Source organism: Clostridium sp. AF34-13, assembly GCF_003477845.1.
Classification (GTDB): Bacteria; Bacillota; Clostridia; order Lachnospirales; family Lachnospiraceae; genus Butyribacter; species Butyribacter intestini.
On the sequence record NZ_QUEB01000017.1, the window covers coordinates 1 to 18,114 of the forward strand.

At 36.1% G+C, this 18,114-nt stretch carries 15 protein-coding genes and 1 tRNA gene; 13 read left to right on the forward strand and 3 right to left on the reverse strand.

All coding sequences use genetic code 11. The features are described from left to right. Positions 1–166: 166 nt before the first annotated feature. From DWZ63_RS13095 to DWZ63_RS13125, 6 genes are all read left to right on the forward strand, one after another. Positions 167–802 carry an HD domain-containing protein gene (locus tag DWZ63_RS13095; protein ID WP_055940473.1) on the forward strand — a complete coding sequence of 212 codons (636 nt, stop codon included), beginning with the start codon at positions 167–169 and terminating at the stop codon, positions 800–802. Then, positions 799–1,230, forward strand: a complete 432-nt coding sequence (locus tag DWZ63_RS13100; protein WP_118500128.1) for an NUDIX domain-containing protein — start codon at positions 799–801, stop codon at positions 1,228–1,230. Before DWZ63_RS13095 ends, DWZ63_RS13100 begins: the two co-directional genes overlap by 4 nt. Positions 1,231–1,439: 209 nt before the next feature. Continuing rightward, on the forward strand, positions 1,440–2,207 hold the full coding sequence (locus tag DWZ63_RS13105; RefSeq protein WP_055940476.1) for a zinc ribbon domain-containing protein: 768 nt from the start codon (positions 1,440–1,442) through the stop codon (positions 2,205–2,207). Between the two features lie 161 nt (positions 2,208–2,368). Further along, positions 2,369–2,593: a hypothetical protein gene (locus tag DWZ63_RS13110; protein ID WP_055940478.1), complete on the forward strand. Its 225-nt coding sequence runs from the start codon at positions 2,369–2,371 to the stop codon at positions 2,591–2,593. A 449-nt stretch (positions 2,594–3,042) separates the two neighbouring features. Then, entirely contained in the window at positions 3,043–3,384 is a 342-nt protein-coding gene (locus DWZ63_RS13120; protein ID WP_055940479.1) for an inorganic pyrophosphatase, read from the forward strand. Next, the gene (locus DWZ63_RS13125; protein WP_055940482.1) at positions 3,371–3,766 is read left to right on the forward strand and encodes a GNAT family N-acetyltransferase; all 396 of its coding nucleotides are present in this window, start codon (positions 3,371–3,373) and stop codon (positions 3,764–3,766) included. The genes DWZ63_RS13120 and DWZ63_RS13125 overlap by 14 nt, the downstream gene beginning before the upstream one ends. A 154-nt stretch (positions 3,767–3,920) precedes the next feature. Here DWZ63_RS13125 and DWZ63_RS13130 read toward each other — a convergent pair whose 3' ends face one another. Further along, positions 3,921–5,906 (reverse strand): fibronectin type III domain-containing protein, encoded by a 1,986-nt coding sequence (locus DWZ63_RS13130; protein WP_118500095.1) that lies wholly within the window; start codon positions 5,904–5,906, stop codon positions 3,921–3,923. Between the two features lie 603 nt (positions 5,907–6,509). Here DWZ63_RS13130 and DWZ63_RS13135 point away from each other — a divergent pair. The 6 genes from DWZ63_RS13135 (at position 6,510) to DWZ63_RS13165 (ending at position 13,410) form a co-directional block, all read left to right on the forward strand. Next, the gene (locus tag DWZ63_RS13135) at positions 6,510–6,872 is read left to right on the forward strand and encodes a BlaI/MecI/CopY family transcriptional regulator (protein ID WP_022013284.1); all 363 of its coding nucleotides are present in this window, start codon (positions 6,510–6,512) and stop codon (positions 6,870–6,872) included. Between the two features lie 37 nt (positions 6,873–6,909). Further along, complete coding sequence (locus tag DWZ63_RS13140; protein ID WP_118500096.1) at positions 6,910–8,652, forward strand: M56 family metallopeptidase; 1,743 nt, start codon at positions 6,910–6,912, stop codon at positions 8,650–8,652. A gap of 652 nt (positions 8,653–9,304) precedes the next feature. Next, a complete protein-coding gene (locus DWZ63_RS13150; RefSeq protein ID WP_055940494.1) occupies positions 9,305–10,393 on the forward strand; it encodes a sulfate ABC transporter substrate-binding protein in 1,089 nt (362 codons plus the stop codon). 112 nt (positions 10,394–10,505) lie between these two features. Then, the gene (cysT, locus tag DWZ63_RS13155; protein ID WP_055940497.1) at positions 10,506–11,336 is read left to right on the forward strand and encodes a sulfate ABC transporter permease subunit CysT; all 831 of its coding nucleotides are present in this window, start codon (positions 10,506–10,508) and stop codon (positions 11,334–11,336) included. A 52-nt stretch (positions 11,337–11,388) separates the two neighbouring features. Next, positions 11,389–12,213, forward strand: a complete 825-nt coding sequence (cysW, locus tag DWZ63_RS13160) for a sulfate ABC transporter permease subunit CysW (protein ID WP_055940499.1) — start codon at positions 11,389–11,391, stop codon at positions 12,211–12,213. 111 nt (positions 12,214–12,324) lie between these two features. Beyond that, positions 12,325–13,410, forward strand: coding sequence for an ABC transporter ATP-binding protein (locus DWZ63_RS13165; protein WP_055940502.1), 1,086 nt, complete (start codon positions 12,325–12,327; stop codon positions 13,408–13,410). Between the two features lie 90 nt (positions 13,411–13,500). Here DWZ63_RS13165 and DWZ63_RS13170 read toward each other — a convergent pair whose 3' ends face one another. After that, positions 13,501–14,877: an aldehyde dehydrogenase family protein gene (locus DWZ63_RS13170; RefSeq protein ID WP_055940505.1), complete on the reverse strand. Its 1,377-nt coding sequence runs from the start codon at positions 14,875–14,877 to the stop codon at positions 13,501–13,503. Positions 14,878–15,134: 257 nt separating this feature from the next. Between DWZ63_RS13170 and DWZ63_RS13175 the strand changes: the two genes are divergently transcribed. After that, positions 15,135–15,205 (forward strand) — tRNA-Gly (locus DWZ63_RS13175). A gap of 305 nt (positions 15,206–15,510) precedes the next feature. Here DWZ63_RS13175 and DWZ63_RS13180 read toward each other — a convergent pair. After that, on the reverse strand, positions 15,511–17,991 hold the full coding sequence (locus DWZ63_RS13180) for a leucine-rich repeat domain-containing protein (RefSeq protein WP_118500097.1): 2,481 nt from the start codon (positions 17,989–17,991) through the stop codon (positions 15,511–15,513). Positions 17,992–18,114: the final 123 nt, after the last annotated feature.

Genomic DNA, 18,114 nt, shown 5'->3' on the forward strand with positions numbered 1-18,114 from the left:
TGGAAGTAAGTCTTACAAAGCGGAATTAACTTTTACAATTGACCTTTGCAAATTTGTGATATAATAGAAGAAACTATTGTGACAGATGTATTTTATGCTAAAAGCAAATGATGAGTAAGACAAAATTACTGGAAGAATTACTTTGCTAGACTGCTAAGGAGAAAAGATGACAGATAATGAAATGGAATTTATAAAAGATATATTTTCGGGAGACAGCAGTGGACATGACTATTATCATACGATACGAGTATATAAACTGGCTGCTAAAATCGCAAAACAGGAAAATGCAGATGTTAAAACAGTGCAGTTGGCGGCTCTGTTACATGATGTGGACGATATTAAGCTTTCTCCGGACACTTATGTTACCAAGAAAAATGCAGTTGATTTTATGACAATTAACAAAATAGATGGTAAAAGGATAGAGGTGGTATGCAAAATTATAGATGAGGTTTCATTTGCAGGAGCTGATTCAGTCGTACCTGATACCATAGAAGGAAAATGTGTGCAGGATGCAGACAGACTTGATGCTATAGGAGCTATTGGAATTGCCAGAACACTTGCATATGGTGGTAGTAGGGGAAGAAAGATTTATGATCCGGAAATAAAACCTAAAATGGGAATGAACAAAGAAGAGTATCGGAATAATCAAGATTCTACAAGCATCAATCATTTCTATGAAAAGTTGCTCTTGTTAAAAGACATGATGAATACGACTGAGGGAAAGAAACTTGCAGAACATAGACAGGTTGTAATGCAGGAATTTCTGAATGAGTTTATGCTGGAATGGGAAGGGGAAAAGTGATTGAAGTAAAATTTTATGATACAGTTAATGATGAACTATTGAAATTTGCAGTGATTATCTCAAAGAGTAATGGCAAGTGGGTTTTCTGCAAACATAAAGAAAGAGATACATATGAAGTGCCGGGAGGGCATAGAGAAGCTGGGGAGGATATTTTTGAAACAGCAAAAAGGGAGTTGCAGGAAGAGACTGGAGCTATCAAATTTGAGATAAAACCGATATGTGTATATTCAGTAACCGGTAAGAACAGAGTAAATGAGACTGGAGAGGAAACATTTGGACTGCTTTGTTTTGCAGAGATAACTGAATTTGTGAAAGAATTACATAGTGAGATGGAGAAAGTTGTGCTTATGGATGAGTTGCCTGAAAATTGGACATATCCGTTGATACAGCCGGAATTGATAGAGAAGTATTTGCAGGTGAAATTATAGCCATTATTCGGAGAAAAGATGATATAGATGAAAATTGGACAAGATGCGGCGGCTTTAGGAATTATCAGACTAATTCCTATACTTCAATAATGGTAATTGGTATTATAAAATTGTTAATTGCAAATATATTTCGCCTACCTCTCCGAAACAACAAGTTGCTTTCCCACCCTCCGCTTTTCTGCTATTATATCCCTAACGGAGGTGATGTGATGGAAACAAGGGAAATTATTTTGGAACTTCGTACCCAAAAAGGATTATCGCAGGAAGAGCTGGCTGAAAAGGTTATGGTTACGAGACAGGCAGTATCCCGCTGGGAAAATGGAGAAACGATTCCAAATACGGAGACATTAAAATTATTATCAAAGGAATTTGATGTTTCTATTAATACGCTTTTAGGTGCACCGAGACAGCTTATCTGTCAGTGCTGTGGAATGCCGCTTGAAGATGATGCGATTATAAGCCGTGACAGTGACGGCTCGTTGAATGAGGACTATTGTAAATGGTGCTATGCCGATGGAAATTATACTTACAGTGATATGGACGATTTGATTGATGTATGTGCAAAAAATATGGTAAATGAAAACTTCACTGAGGAACAGGCGCGTGCGTATATGAAAGAAATGCTTCCAAAGTTAGATTATTGGAAAAGATATGATGAGCTCAGTGACAATGGACAGTTTGAGGAGTTTAAGAATCAACTGATAACAGAAATAAACGAACTTCATATAGAGGGGATGCCGAAAGTTGAGAAATTAAATGCACTTGTTGGACGGGATATAAACCTTGAATACCCGTTGCCAAACGGAATGAGGGTGAAATTTTTGGATAATCAGAAAACATATTTAGGAAATCAACTGGAGTGTGAATTTGGTGGCGAACGATATTTTGGAGTTCTTGCAAGTATGGATTTTGTTATGGTTTGCACATATGATGCAGATTTAACAAATCCGGAACTGATTCTTTATAAAAAAAGATAACATGGCTGCAAGCCATTAAATGTTGGAGTTACGATACCCCTTAAGCAGAAAAGGTAGATGAAACCAAATCTGTTTATGGGGTATTTTGCTGCGTTAGTTTTTGTTGTATAATGCAAATAGGAGTCTTAGAATTTATATTTTTTAAGAAAGGATGACAGAACATGGAGATTAAAAGTTTATTGATAAAGGATACAACAAAAGAAGAAAGAATTCGTATTGTTCAGGAAGGGCTTAATCAATGCGGTGGAGCCTGTGATTTTTGCAACGGCTGTGACAATTTAGGTGGCGGTTCGGTCGATGCATTTTATGAGCCGTATATTATTGGAGAAAAAGAGCTGCGTCAGTTAAACGAGGAATACAGAAGTAATTCAGGCATGGTGAAGTAGGTGATATTTTATGAGAGCACCGGATTTAAAAAGTTCTACGATAGAGGAAAGAAGGCAATATATTAAAAATACTTTCAAGTGCATTGCCGATTGCGATATGTGTTGACTTTGTACAGTGTTTCGTGGGAAAGACCCCGAACTTGCATATCAGGATTATATCAAAGGCAAGCGTGATTTTATGGCTGTGTCACAGGATTATAAGTAGTTAGAAAATCATGGAATGATGCAGATATATTGAGAAAATAGTGTGGGCAATTTTGCTTTTAAGAATAGTATTTTGACAACAAAATTGTAATATTAAACAGGTGAGGAGGTTTTAAATGGAAAAAGGATTTGTGTATATCTTAACAAATCCATGTCTTGACGGATGGGTTAAGATTGGAATGACAGAGAGGGATGATTAGAAGTAGTTTTAGATAATGGAGAGTTCAAAGGAGGTGCAAATATTAATGCAAAGTTCAGTTATAGGAAAAATAGTGACTGTGACCGTTGACAGACCAATGGGAAGTTATCACCCGGAACATAAAGATATGTATTATCCGGTCAACTATGGTTATATAGAAGGAATTATCGCACCTGACGGGGAGGAACAGGATGCTTATATATTGGGAGTTGATAAGGCTGTAGATAAGTTTACTGGAAAAATCATTGCAGTTGTTCATCGAATAGATGATGTGGAAGAAAAATGGGTGGTTGCACCGGAAAATATGACTTTTACAAAAGAGGAGATTAACAGACAGATTTATTTTCAGGAACAGTATTTTAACACACGAGTGATTGTTTCTGAGTAAAACAATTAACTTTTATGATAAATATTGGGATAAGGCATTAAAAAATTCACATGAACTTATCGGAAATATATCTGTTGTAAAAATCATTGATGAAATTGATAGCGTAGAATTAGGCTGGGTTATAGGTCGTAAATGGTGGGGAAATTGTTATACGGCAGAAGCAGCAGAACGGTTGCTGGAATTTTTCTTTACAGAAGTTAGTGTAAACAGAATTTGTGCCGGACATGATATAGATAATCCTAACTCGGGGCGTGTTATGCAGAAAATTGGCATGAAATATGAGGGAACTTTGCGGCAGTCAGGTAAGAATAATCAGGGTATAGTTGACATGGCAAATTATTCTGTATTGAGGGAGGAATGGAAGCTGCAACAGCAAATGTAATAGATGTAAAAAGTATAGAATGAAACAGCATTAGAAATAACATAAAAATAAAAGATTAAAATGCCGAAAGCCTGTGCTTATAAGGACTTTCGGCATTTATTTTGTTAAAATGTTAAAATTATTGGCTAAATTATCACTAAAAAATATTACAATATCAATACTTCACTTTTTTCACGGAACTCCATTTGCCATATACTTTTTTTCCGCGTACCCGTGTATATGCACGGACACGGATATAGTAGGTCTTTTTTTTCTGCATTTTTTTTAATGTCACATAGGATGGCGTAGAAAAATATTTTTTCACGGTTTTCAGTTTCTTTTTGAAATTTTTGCTCTGTGCATACTGAATTTCATATCCTTTCGCCTGTGATGGTTTTTTCCACGATACATACAATCTTTTTCCTGACTGCCTGCTGGTTTTCAATTTTGTTATTTTTAAGAGCGGGACTACATTTGCTGTTGAAGATGGTCTCGCAGACGGTGTGGCTGCAGGGGTATTGGCAGGTGATTTTGTAGCAGTCGGTGATGGTGTTTTAGTTGGTTTTGCCGTATCTGCAGCGGCATGTGTATTTTCCGGGGCTGAGGTTGGAGCTGCAGATGCAGATGGCGTCTGGGTTGGTTTTGTCGTACCCCACCAGTTTGGCATTTCCCATGTGTTTTCTTCGGCGGGCAGGATGGTAAATGCCGTTTTATTCCATCCGCTGAACACTCCTTTTCCGGTGATTACGGCATAAGCGGTTCCCTGTGTATAGTTATCCTCATAAGAAAGTGTATAATCTTTGTCCGGGGTCAGTTTTTCTCCTTTATAATAGACTTCAACATCAGGTTTGTAGGCATGAGTCTTGCCGTCGTTTATATCTGTATAGGTGTCCTGAGACAGTTTCATTGTTGTTCCGGATAAAAGGATATATCCTTTGCCATCAAAACAGATGTCATCAAGACGGGCAGGCTCTACATCGTAAAAGACCGGGGAACTGTCATTAGTCATATACCAGACAATATGCCCTTTTTTTGTGAGAATTGGTTTGCAGTCGGTCAGTCGACCGCATATTTTATATATTTTTCCATCGAGCGTGCCGTCATTTTTAATTTTTGCAATTCTTGTGAGGACGGCATAGTTATCGCTATTCTCCTGATCCCAGTATCCCTCCTCCCACAGAACATACATACCGTCATTGACGACAACCGTATGCGGGGTATGGACAAGGATTTTATCATCGGCGGTGTAATTGGTAAGCCATAAAGTTTTTGTGCTGAAAGGGTCTTTGTCGGTCAGGTTGACAAAAACATTTCTCCATTTCACCATATTCAATATACTATCGGTTGTATTTGGATCAATCGAGTTTCCGACAGTGAACAGTGTATTACCGATAAGCTCAAAGCCACCGATAGAGACACCCGTGTAAATCTGTCCTTTTCCGCAAAAATTAAATATATCCTTGCGGTCCTCTATATGATTCATATCAATGCCTTCATAGTATTTCTTTTGCTTGGAAAGAGAAATCGCACGCGGGTAAAAATCGCCTTGATCCAGCCGATAGATATAATTATCATCCGCCTGGATAAACTGATTCCAGGAATGGCTGACATACCCTGTCTTTGGATTGCTTACTGCAGTCATATCGGCGACTTTTTTCATGGTAGCTTCATCAATTTCAAGTGTCATATTTGCCTGGTGGTGTGCATCATCCGTAAGTGAACCCGAAGAGTACATGGTATGAGCTGCATGAATATATAAAATACCGTCACTTTCCAATATTCTTACACTGCCGGATGAAAAAGCTTCATAGGTGTTTATTGCTGAAATACTGCATCGACCGAGAATATTCCAATTGTCATCGTACTTTACAACACGCACCACTTCTTTTTCATCAGACTGTTTGTAATTATTCTGCTTATATACTATGTAGCGGGCATCTTTTCCCTTGAAATATCCTCTGGCTGTCCAAATCCCTTTGGTAAGCTGCCTTGAAGAAACAAAGTTAAAATCTGCATCATAGGTTTCAAGAAATACGCCCTCATCGTCAAAGAAAGAGATGCGAAGAAATGTACCGTCTTCATTTTCTTCGAGAAAGGTATTGCTTGGATGTGCGTGCCATCCTTCTCCCCATGCCTCTTTGCTGTAGTCATTGCTCGACATGGTCTGGATTTTTTCCCTCCTGTCGAACGGTGGATATACGAGTCATCAGGTTTTCGTCCGTAATCGCTTGTGTTTTCGGTTTGTGTTGTCGTATCTGCTGCGGTATAGGCAGCCGGACAGCCTGCTATGGCAACAGAGAGAGCAAGTAATATGCTCATAAATTTTCTGTTCTTTTTCATTTAATCACTCCATTCTGAATAAAATGCATACAATGGTTTTCATACTTGTAATTGGATTATACCATGCAGTGTAGAGCGAGTAAATAAAGTTATTTTGATATTACATCAGTTTCTTGATACAAATAGTTAAAAAGTAAAATTTCATATTCAGGATGTGTGTTTTGCCAAAACTTTAAATTGCAAAAAAACATTGACATTCCAGGTCGGTTGTTGTAGACTTGTCTTAAATTGAAAGGTCGGTCGCTATAGACCAAAAGCTGATAGGGTACCAGCAAACAGCATAGCAGAATGTGGATATCAGCTTTAATTTATAATTGTCTGAGCCAAAATCAGATATGTCTGCTGGGTTATAAAAAGATTATTTAAATATTAAACGAGGAATTTGGAAATATAAAAAAACATAAATTGAAAGGAAATCAAAAACATGGAATATTTAAAATTATGCGACAGTGACTATCGTTTTATGACTATTGTATGGGATAATGCCCCGGTTTCTTCGGGAGCGTTAGTTAAACTTTGTAATGAGCAGCTTGGCTGGAAGAAATCGACAACATATACCGCTATCAAAAAGTTGGCACAAAAAGGGTATCTTATCAATGAAAATGCAGTGGTTTCAGTTATCATTCCGAGAGAGCGTGTGCAGCGTGATGAATCTAATTATTTTGTTGAGCGTACTTTTGACGGTTCGCTGCCGGGATTTTTGACCGCATTTCTTGGTGGAAAGAAGATTTCTAAAAAAGAAGCAGAAAAAATTAAGCAGATTATAGATGATTACAGTGAGAAATAAATTATCGCAAACAATAACTAAATAGGGGGAGTTTTCAATGTTAAAAAATATTTTTGTATATCTTTTACATAACAGTATTGCCGTTTGTGTTGTGATTCTGACGGTTTTTGCGGTGCGATTGTTTCTTCGCAGAGCACCTAAAAAATACAGTTATATTTTGTGGGCGATTGTCGGAATTTATCTGTTATGTCCTATTCGTTTAAGTTCACCTATAAGTATTTATAGTTTGCTAAATAATGTCTCAGATACATTTCTTGAACATCATTCATTGCCTTTAAATGCGAAAAACTTTGCAGATAAAAATAAAACCTATAATGAAAAAAATCAAAAAACTAAAGACAGTAATAAAAGCAAATTTGACAATGTTTCAAGTACAAATAAAAATCAAAAAACAAAACAAAATCAGAATAATACGGCAGGAACAGAAAATATTTCACAGTCTTTAACTGTTACAACAACTGCATATATCTGGCTTTGTGGTTGTATTGTTTTATTGGTAAGAAATCTGTTTTTGATTTGGCGGACAAAGCAAACTGTTTTGATGGCGATTAGGCGAAAAGATAATATTTATGAAAGTGAATGTATCAGCACTCCATTTGTTCTTGGAATTGTCAGACCTAAGATTTATATTCCATTTAATTTAAGTGAACAGGAACGGGAATATATACTTAAGCATGAGCAGTATCATATACGCAGAAAAGACCAGATTATTAAAATTTGTGCTTATATTTTATGTGTAATTTATTGGTTTCAGCCGCTTATCTGGTTTGCATATTTTGTAATGATTCGTGACATGGAAATGAGTTGTGATGAATATGTTTTGAAAAATAGTAAAAGTGATATTCGTGCAGCTTATAGTACATCATTATTGAAACTTGCGACAAAAACGGGGGATTTTAATGTAGGGCTGCCGGCTTTTGGCGAGTCAGACATAAGAAAGAGAGTGAAAAATATTATGAAATTTAATGCAAAGAAAAAATGGGTTAGTGTTGTAGCTGCGATAGCTGTTGTGATTGTGGGTGTTTCCTGTCTGACAAAAGCTGCGGTAAAGACTGATGCCAATAAGCCAGATAAAATTATTGCTGAGAAAAAGATTGGTCCAGATAATAATAAAATGACATACGGTGACAAAATAGATAGTAACATTAAAGCCGCAGACACTTCTAATAATGAGAAAGCTATTAATAATATTAAAGATAATTCAACCGCTGATGAAACAGACATGGATAGTGATGATATAGTGCCAATTACAAAAAATATTTATTCTATAGATAAGATAAATAAAAGCGGCAATCCACTTGCTGTTTCTATATTAAAGAAAGTCAGACAGGTTTTTCCTAAAGAAGTGTATCAGGAAATGATGTGGCATGGAAAAATGTATCTGGCTGAGTTTAAACAGGGGGATATATCGTGCAGCATTACCAATAAAAACAAGGCTGATAATCTCTATCTGGACTTATATTTTAATGGTGATGGAACTTTGGAAAGTATGTTAAATCAAAGTACAGTTAGAAATGCGAAAAATACAGATAAGAATACTGAGATTAATAAAATTGTTGAATTTGCAAAAGTCTTTTTAAACTCGGATGTAATATATACAGATAATAAGAATAGTAAAAATAATAAGAAAAGCAGTAAGGCGGTTATGATTACTGAGGGAAAATTGCCTGAGCGATACGACAGTTCAGGGTGTTTAAGTGCATATAAAGATAATCATGGAAATGCTTATTTATTTAATCGGAATAGCGGTATGGTGATGAGTTTTTATATGGATGAATAATTATAAGGCCGGTATAACGAAAATTAAATCTTTGATACATTGAGCATGAATGTACTGTTGAAATTGCAGGCTTGTTCAATGTATCAGTTATCCGTTGTATTTGAAAATATTAAATATATTATTTATTATGCAAAATAGTTTGTATTTTTATAATAATATAGTTTACGGATATAATCATCAGCAGGATTTCCGGGTGAAACAATTTCAATAACAAAGTCAGGAGCAGCATTGCAGCGTTTTCCGTCAAGTTTATCTTTATCACAGATAATCATAATAATTAGAGTATAACATCTGGTCATCAATATTACAAAAATTTCTCTGTATATTTTCTTATAATTGACTTTTTTTTCATAAAGTAGCTTATTTTTAACAAAAGAAATGTTCTGTCTGTTTCGGAAACATCCTATTTTTCTTATCTGCAAACGATTTCACAACATTCTGTCATTCGTGTTTATATAAGTCGGATATTCTGACAAAAAAAGCCGGTTTAAAAGAAATTTTTGATTGCCATGCACCAAATCTGCAAACGATTTCACATATTCTGATTGTTTTTGACTCCATTTGCGAATATTATTTCAACATCAGAAAAAAACAAACCGCTTTAGCGATTTATACCAATTAAAAAATGCGGGCGGGGAAAGAGAGGCAGATTATGAGAGTGAAAAAGATTATTACATTATTTACGGTAGCAGCATTGACATTAGGAAGTCTTACAGGCTGCGGTTCAAGTGCAGGAACAGATGGCAAAAAGAGTGATGCTTCTTCTAAAAAAGTTGAGATAACAAATGTTTCTTATGATCCGACAAGAGAGCTCTATGCGGAATATAATAAAATCTTTCAAAAGCATTGGAAGGAAAAGGCTGGGCAGGATGTTTCAATAATTCAGTCACATGGAGGTTCAGGCAAGCAGGCTTTGGAGGTTGCAAACGGACTTCAGGCGGATGTGGTAACGCTTGCACTTGAAGGTGATGTTGATGCAATAAAGGATGCGGGACTTATTGATGCTGGTTATGTAAATGAGTTCGAGCGTGACAGCTCGCCGTACACATCGTCCATTGTATTTCTTGTCAGAAAGGGAAATCCTAAAAAGATTTTAGACTGGAGTGATTTACTTAGAAATGATGTGGGGGTTATTACACCAAATCCTAAAACTTCCGGTGGTGCAAGATGGAATTACCTTGCCGCATGGTATTATTTTGAAAAGCAGGGACAGAGTGAGGACGAGATTAAAGAGAGCATGAAGAAGCTTTATAAGAATGTACTTGTTCTCGACTCAGGTGCGAGGGGTGCAACGACTTCTTTTGTTGAGAATAAGCAGGGCGATGTTTTGCTTGCATGGGAAAATGAAGCATTTCTTTCATTGGATGAGCATCCGGGAGAATATGAGATTGTCGTTCCGTCTGTTTCAATCTTGTGCCAGCCGACAGTTGCAGTTGTTGATAAGGTTGTAGACCAGAGAGGAACAAGAAAGGTGTCTGAGGAATATCTGAAATATCTGTATTCTGATGAGGCTCAGAAGTTAGAAGCACAGTGGTACTACCGTCCTTCAAATGAAAAGATTTTGAAAGAGTACAGTTATAAGGGCAGTGGCAATACCATTGATAAACTTCCAAAGGATAATAAATGGATAATCACGGATGTTGACCTGACTAATATCGGGTATTTTGGAGGATGGAGTGAAGCAACTAAGAAACATTTTTCTGATGGCGGAGTTTTCGACTCAATTTATGAGGAAAAATAGGATTTTAGAAAAAGACTGCAAATAAATGTTATTTTTCAAAATGCTATATGAGTAGTAATAAATTAATTAGCATGACATTTTAACATTAAGTTGTTTAGAAATGGAGTTTGATATGAAGCGTAAGAGAAGTGTGATTCCCGGTTTCGGGTTATCTTTTGGAATTGTTATGGCAATACTTGGACTTATTGTTATTATTCCGTTATGCTCGCTTGTATTCTTTTCACTTAAACTGTCACCGCATGATTTTATGGTGACAGTGACAAGACCGAGAGTTCTGGCGAGTTATAAGGTGAGCATTTTGACGGCACTGACTGCATCATTGATAAATGCTGTGATGGGAATGATTATCGCATGGGTTCTTGTGAGGTATGATTTTCCTGGCAAAAAGATTATGGATGGAATTATCGAGATGCCTTTTGCATTGCCTACAGCCGTTGCGGGTATTGCACTTACGCATCTTACAATACCTGAGGGCTGGGTAGGACAGATTTTTTCAAAAATCGGAGTTAAAATTGCATATACACGGATTGGAATTACTGTGGCTCTTGTTTTTATAGGAATTCCATTTGTGGTAAGAAGTGTTCAGCCGGTGCTTGAAAAGGTGGAAAAGGAGTATGAGGAGGCGGCAGCAATGTTTGGTGCTTCCCGTACCCGTATCTTTTTTAGTGTGATATTTCCTGAAATACGCCCTGCACTTATAGCAGGTTTTACAATGGCTTTTGCAAGATGTATAGGTGAGTATGGAAGTGTTGTTTTTATTGCCGGAAATACTCCATACAAAACAGAGATAGCACCGCTTATGATAATGGCTAAACTTCAGGAGTTTGACTATGCGAGTGCAACATCTATCGCACTTGTCATGCTGTTTATATCATTTATAATTCTTTTTATAAACGCATTGATACAAAGTCATACATCAAAAATCGTAAGTGGAATTGATTAGTACAGCGAACAAATAATAAATTTATGTTCAATGTATCAGGGATTTGATTTTCATGGAGGTGAAGATATTGGAGATAAGAAATAATAAAGGTTTTGTTAAATGGCTTCTGATTGGAGTCAGCATCGTATTTTTAATTGTAATGCTTGTACTTCCGCTGGTGTATGTCATTTATACAGCATTGAGGGAGGGGTGGAAAGTTTTTGTTTCATCGGTTACGGATGAATATGCAGTTAAATCAATTTTCCTTACCGTAAAGGTTACTGTGATAACAGTTATCATAAATTCAGTGTTTGGAATTTTTGCGGCATGGCTTATAACACGCTTTAAGTTTCGTGGCAAAAAACTTATATCGACTTTAATAGATCTGCCGCTTACTATTTCTCCAATAATCGCCGGTCTTATATTTGTACTTACATTTGGCAGGCAGAGTGCGATATATCCTTTCCTTGAAAAATGGGGTATTCAGATAATATTTGCAGTTCCCGGAATAGTCCTTGCGACAATATTTGTCACATTTCCTTTTATATCAAGAGAAATCATACCTGTTTTGACGGTTAAGGGGACAGACGAGGAGGAAGCCGCCGCACTTATGGGAGCAAACGGATTTCAGATTTTTACCCAGATAACATTTCCACATATCAGATGGGCGTTTTTATATGGAGTTGTACTCTGCTCGGCAAGAGCAATGGGAGAATTTGGAGCAGTTTCCGTGTTGTCAGGACATTTGAGGGGGATTACAAATACAATGCCGCTTTACATAGAACTTTTGTATCAGGCATTTGACTTTACGGGAGCGTTTGCAATGTCGGCTATCCTTGTGGTGATGGCACTTGTAATTCTCGTTTTAAAGAACATTTTTGAAAAAAGTATGGAATAGGTGGCTGCTAAACTCATTGTAGGCTGTGTTAATTGCACAATTTAATAATAGATAATGATAGTTTCACAAATTTCTAAATAGTCAGTAGTATGAAAGAAGTGAGGTATAAGTATGCAGGACAATAAGAAAGCGTATGTCGAGCTTAAGCATATAAATAAGACATTTAACGATTATAAGGCATCTGATGATGTTAGTTTTTCAGTTGAGAAGGGAAAACTTATAGGTCTTTTAGGACCGAGTGGGAGTGGAAAGACAACGATTTTAAGAATTCTGGCAGGTCTTGAAAATGCGGATTCAGGAGAGATTTATATTGATGGAAAACAGGTAAATAATATTCCGGCAAGTAAGAGAGAAATCGGTTTTGTATTTCAGAATTATGCTTTATTTAGGTATAAAACTGTGTATGACAATATAGCATTTGGTCTTAAAATACAGAAAAAAAGCAGGGCAGAGATAAAAGAGCGTGTATATGAACTTATTGAACTTGTCGGTTTGAGAGGATTTGAAAAGAGATACCCGACACAGCTTTCAGGAGGTCAGAGACAGCGTGTCGCATTTGCGAGGGCACTTGCAACGCAGCCGCATCTTCTTCTGCTTGACGAACCATTTGCGGCTATTGATGCAAAAGTCCGCAAGGAATTAAGGTCATGGCTTAGGGAACTCATAAACAGGGTAGGGATAACAAGTATTTTTGTAACGCATGACCAGGATGAAGCAATAGAGGTGGCAGACCAGATTATTGTGACAAATAAGGGAAGAATAGAGCAGGTAGGGACACCGGTGGAGGTTTACGGCAATCCTAAAACTCCGTTCATGGCTCAGTTTTTGGGTGAACCTGTTTTGATAAAAGATTATGTTTCATTTAATGGTTTTCATAGTGCTTCAGACGGAAAAACAGCTGTTATAAGACCTGAATTTATTACGGTCAGAAAGAAGAATGAATTTAATCCGTATCCTGTCACGACAGAGGAAGGAGTAGTAGAGGGGGTTTCATTCCGTGGAAATGGACTTGAACTTAGGATAAGAGTTCACAACGAGATTGTAATCGCAAACAGACCTATAGGTCAGGAACTTATTGAGGAGGGCGAGAGTGTAAATCTGTTTTTACATAAGATATATCTTGTTGATGATGACAAAGATGAGGTTGATGTGGTTGTGAATGAGGCAGTAAGGAATAATGAGAGTGTGGTGATATAAGAACAAGTGCACCACCTGTCATAGTAATGACAGGGAAGTGCTTATAAAATTCTATTGCTTTGTAAATTCACATAATAAAGTGGCTGTATTTTACAAAAATCTTTTCAAAAGGTGGTATTTAAGTGTTCCGTAAGGTGCATATCTGAGTGGTATGTCAAATTTACCGCTGCTTTTGACAATACTCTTTCTATGGCTGAATGTTTCAAAACTATATTTTCCATGATAGCCGCCGATACCGCTGTTTCCTACTCCGCCAAATGGGAGATTGTGGTTTGAGATGTGTATGACAACATCATTTATACAGCCTCCGCCATAAGATATTTCGTGTATTATCTTATTGGCGGTGGCTTTTTTCTTTGTAAATACATAGCAGGCGAGAGGTTTTTCTTTTATTTTCAGGGTTTGTATCGCTTTGTCTAAACTGCGATAGCTTATTATCGGCAGAAGTGGTCCGAAGATTTCTTCCTGCATTACCGGTTTGTCAAAGTCTGTGTCAGGTAAAATTGCCGGAGAGATTTTTCGTTCAGTGTCATTGCAGATGCCGCCTATGACTTTTGTCTCTGATGCAAGCAGTTTTTTCAGGCGGTTATAATGGTGTCTGTTTATTATTTTTGGATAAGAGCTGTTAAATGCAGCGTTTTTGTAACGGTGTTTTATCTCTCTGAAAAGTTCTTTTATAAATGTATTTTTAACTTTTTCATGTATGAGTACATAATCTATGGAGATGCAGGTTTGTCCTGCATTTAAAAATTTGCCCCATGCTATTCGTTTGGCAGCAAGTTTAAGGTCAGCAGTTTCGTCTATTATACAAGGGCTTTTTCCACCGAGTTCAAGTGAAATCGGAGTGAGATTTTCACTTGCCTGTTTCATTATTTGTTTGCCCACAGCAGGACTTCCGGTGAAAAAGATATAGTCATATTTCTGATTAAGAACCGCATCGTAATCTATATCTGCGTCCGTGCAGTATATATAACTATTGTTGAATGTACTGTTAATAATATCCTGAATTAAATCTGAGGTCATAAGACTGCTTTTTGAGCATTTTAAAATGGCACAGTTTCCTGCTGCAATCGCACCGACCAGAGGGCAGAGTGACAGATTGACAGGGTAGTTCCACGGTGCGAGGATAAGGACTATACCGTATGGCTCGCTGTAAATATAGTTTTTTGCAGGGAATGTACTTAAGGTACCCGCTGCGTGCATTGGTCTGCTCCATTTATCGATGTGGGAAAGTGCGGTATCTATTTCATGGTAGACCATTGCGATTTCTGACATATAGGACTCAGCCTTTGACTTTCCGAGGTCGTGATAAAGTGCTCTAAGTATTTTCTTTTCATTATGTTTTATTGCTTTTTTAAGTTTGCAAAGCATTTTTTTTCTGAATGTAATGTCTTTTGTTTTGTTGCTGTTAAAAAAAGTACGCTGGGTGTTTATTATATTTTTGATATATTTGTTTGCCTGTTCCATAATATTCCTCATTTCTTATATCAATTTATGTGTTTATGAAATTAACACAACATATGATTAGTTTTGCAATTCACCAAATATAGTATTTGTCATGCTCTTTTTAAATATCCATTTTTATGGTATGTTATCATAATTGGATGTGCTTGTTTTTCTCTGAAATTTATTTTAACACAAATTTGGTTACAAAAAATTTAAAAAAAATCAAATTTCCTCTTGCATTTTTCAAACAATGTGTTATAATAGTTCTTGTCTTTGACGCGGGTGTAGTTCAATGGTAGAACACCAGCCTTCCAAGCTGGATACGTGGGTTCGATTCCCATCACCCGCTTTTTTTTATGCCTTTGAACGGATAGTTATGAAATTGAATTAAACGGTAGATTTAATGTTATGAGCAAGCCGCAGAGCGTATTGCGTATATCTGCCTGGCTAAGAACGAAAAAGTATATTTCTGAGTATAAATAAAAGAGATGCTGCACAGTAGTTGTTGTTGATTACAGTGCAGTATCTCTTTTTGTAATATGCCTTTCCTTTTTAGCATACATTTTTTGCAATGTATATTTTTTTACAGTGTGCCTTTTTTACAACATACATTTTTAGTAATGTGCATCTATTTGTAATGTTAAAGTTTTATTGTTAATTCAGATATATATCCAGCTTCTTTGCTTTTGAATATAATTTCCTGCCGTTTACAATATTGTATGCCCTTATATACAGTATGATTGAGCCGTTTTTTCCTATATATATGTTTGTACTTGTTGTTTTATTGTTTTTGATATATCTGGTATCGTTGTCATCAGAGTATATTTCGTAGCCACTCACATTGGATGCTTTAGCCCAGCTTATCTTGACATATCTTTCATTTATATAAGCTTTGACTTTGACTTTTCTTACCTTTTTAGGAACAACACCTTTGCTTATAAATTTTAGCTTATATGTTTTTGCAGCTTTGTCGGCACAGGTGTTTGTAAATCCCTGTATTGATGTTACTTCACCCATTTTATCTGATATACCATGCATTTTAAATGAGATGAGTGATGTTGGTATTGAGATAAGTTTTGGTGTGACCTTTTCGTTTAAATATAAAGTTAATTTTCTTAAGTCAGATCCCTCAGGTATTGTTATTTTTGAAAGAGAATTACAGTTTATAAGTGAAAGTGTTTTATTATTTTCAATGTTCTTACTTATTTTTAATTCTTTAAGTTTGACGGCATTTTTAAAAGCTGTCTGATTTATAGATATTACGGTGCCTGGAAATGCATAGCTGCCTGTTCTCTGTGAAGGATAATCAAGCAGTTTTGTGAGGTGCTTGTTATACAAAACACCATTTTTGGCTGTGTAATATTTATTGAGTGAAGAAACGCTGTAACTCTTAATATCAGTAAGAAATTTTTTGTTGTTGTAAATAGTGTCGATATATTTCATCTTACTGCCGAGTGATATTTTCTTTATTTTGCCGGGAATTTCATAAATTATTGTCTTCTTAGAATCAGTGAGTGTGCCGCCATCAGAAGCATAAAAGGCTGTTCCGGTTGTGACAGATGTTGTCTTAAAATAAGATGCCCTGTTTTCTGATGGAATATTTGTGGAGTATGTCTGTTCTAAAAGTGTTACTGTTCCGGTTTTTGCCGTAGGATATATCAGCATACTGCAATTTGCCGCATTTGCTGCACTGTTCCAGTTTGAATTTGCATTTGAAGATACATAATTTTGAACATCATAATAGCAATATAATACATCGTCATATGTAAAAAAGCGTTTGTTTGTTTCAGGAATGGTTATGGTTGTAAGTTTTTTCAAGTATGATGAATTTCCGGCGACATATTCAAGCTTTGCAGGAAGATGCATTGTATTTATTCCTGAATTTCTAAAATCATCCAGATATAAAATAGCAATATTATCTGAAAAGGTAATATTTTTCAATGATTCAGAGTTTGTGAAAGCATTGCTTGCAATTTTTTTCACAGTGTTTGGCATTTTATAATTTCCTGACTTGAGACAAGGAAATTTTTTGATTGTGGTTTTATTTTTATTGTATAAAATTCCGTCGGATGCAGAGAATTTTGTGCTGTCAGACGATACCTTAAATGTTTCAATGGAATTATCAAAAGCAGTGTTTGAAATACTTTCAACATTGGCGGGAATTGTGATGTTTTTTAATGATGTGCAGCCAGAAAATGCCATGTATCCTATTATAGTGGTGTTTTTTCCCATGTAAACGGAACTGAGATTTTTACAATCAGCAAAGGTATGATCATATATTTTGTCAATATTGTCGGGCAGTTTTATTGATTTTAGGCTATTGCAGGCATAAAAGGCATAGTCATCGATTAATTCAAGTCCATTTGGCAGTTTTAGAGTGTTTAAGCTGTTACAATTACTGAAAGCTTTGTATGCTATCGTTTCAAGTGTTGACGGAAGAACGACCTTTTTCAGATTTTCACATTCCTTAAAAGTTTCAGATTCTATTTTGGTAATGTTTTTTGGAATTGTCAATGACTCAAGGCTCTTACATTTTTTGAAAGCTTTATAGCCGAGTCTTTTAATGCTTGAGTTTAGTTTTATGTTTTTTAATGACAGGCAGTTATAAAATGTATATGGATGGATTTTTGTGACTTTTTTAGGAAGTGTGATGTTTGTGAGGGAACGGCATCCGTAAAAAGCACCTTCTCCTATGTTGGATACAGAGTCAGGAATGACTATTTCTGTCAGTTTGCGGGATTTTTTAAAAGCGTACTGGGAAATGGTCTTAACACCGGCAGGAATTGTGTATGTTCCGGATTTTTCCTGAGGAAATCTTATAAGTCTTTTGCCGTCTTTGGTAAATAATACACCGTCTACAGTCTTGAATAACGGATTGTCATTGTCAACCGTAAACTCGGTTATATGAGCATCGTCAAATGCATTCGCAGAGATGGCACTTATATTTTTGGAAATGTGAAAAGTTCCTTTGGTATTGCATGATGTCAAAATTCCATAATCATTGACATCTACAAAAGGCTTTTTATTTGCTGCTTCAGTGTATATAGGGTTTATATTTGAAAATGCAGTCGATATGATAATTGTAACTGCTATGGCATTAGCGGTTAGTTTTTTTAATAAATTATTTTTTTTCATGGTATTCTACCTCCTTTTGTTTGCAGAAAAGGTCTGCTTTGCGGACAACAGACCTTTTCTGCATATATAAGTTTGTTCCCACACATATAATAACAGGAAAAAAAGTAAAATGTTGCAGATTAA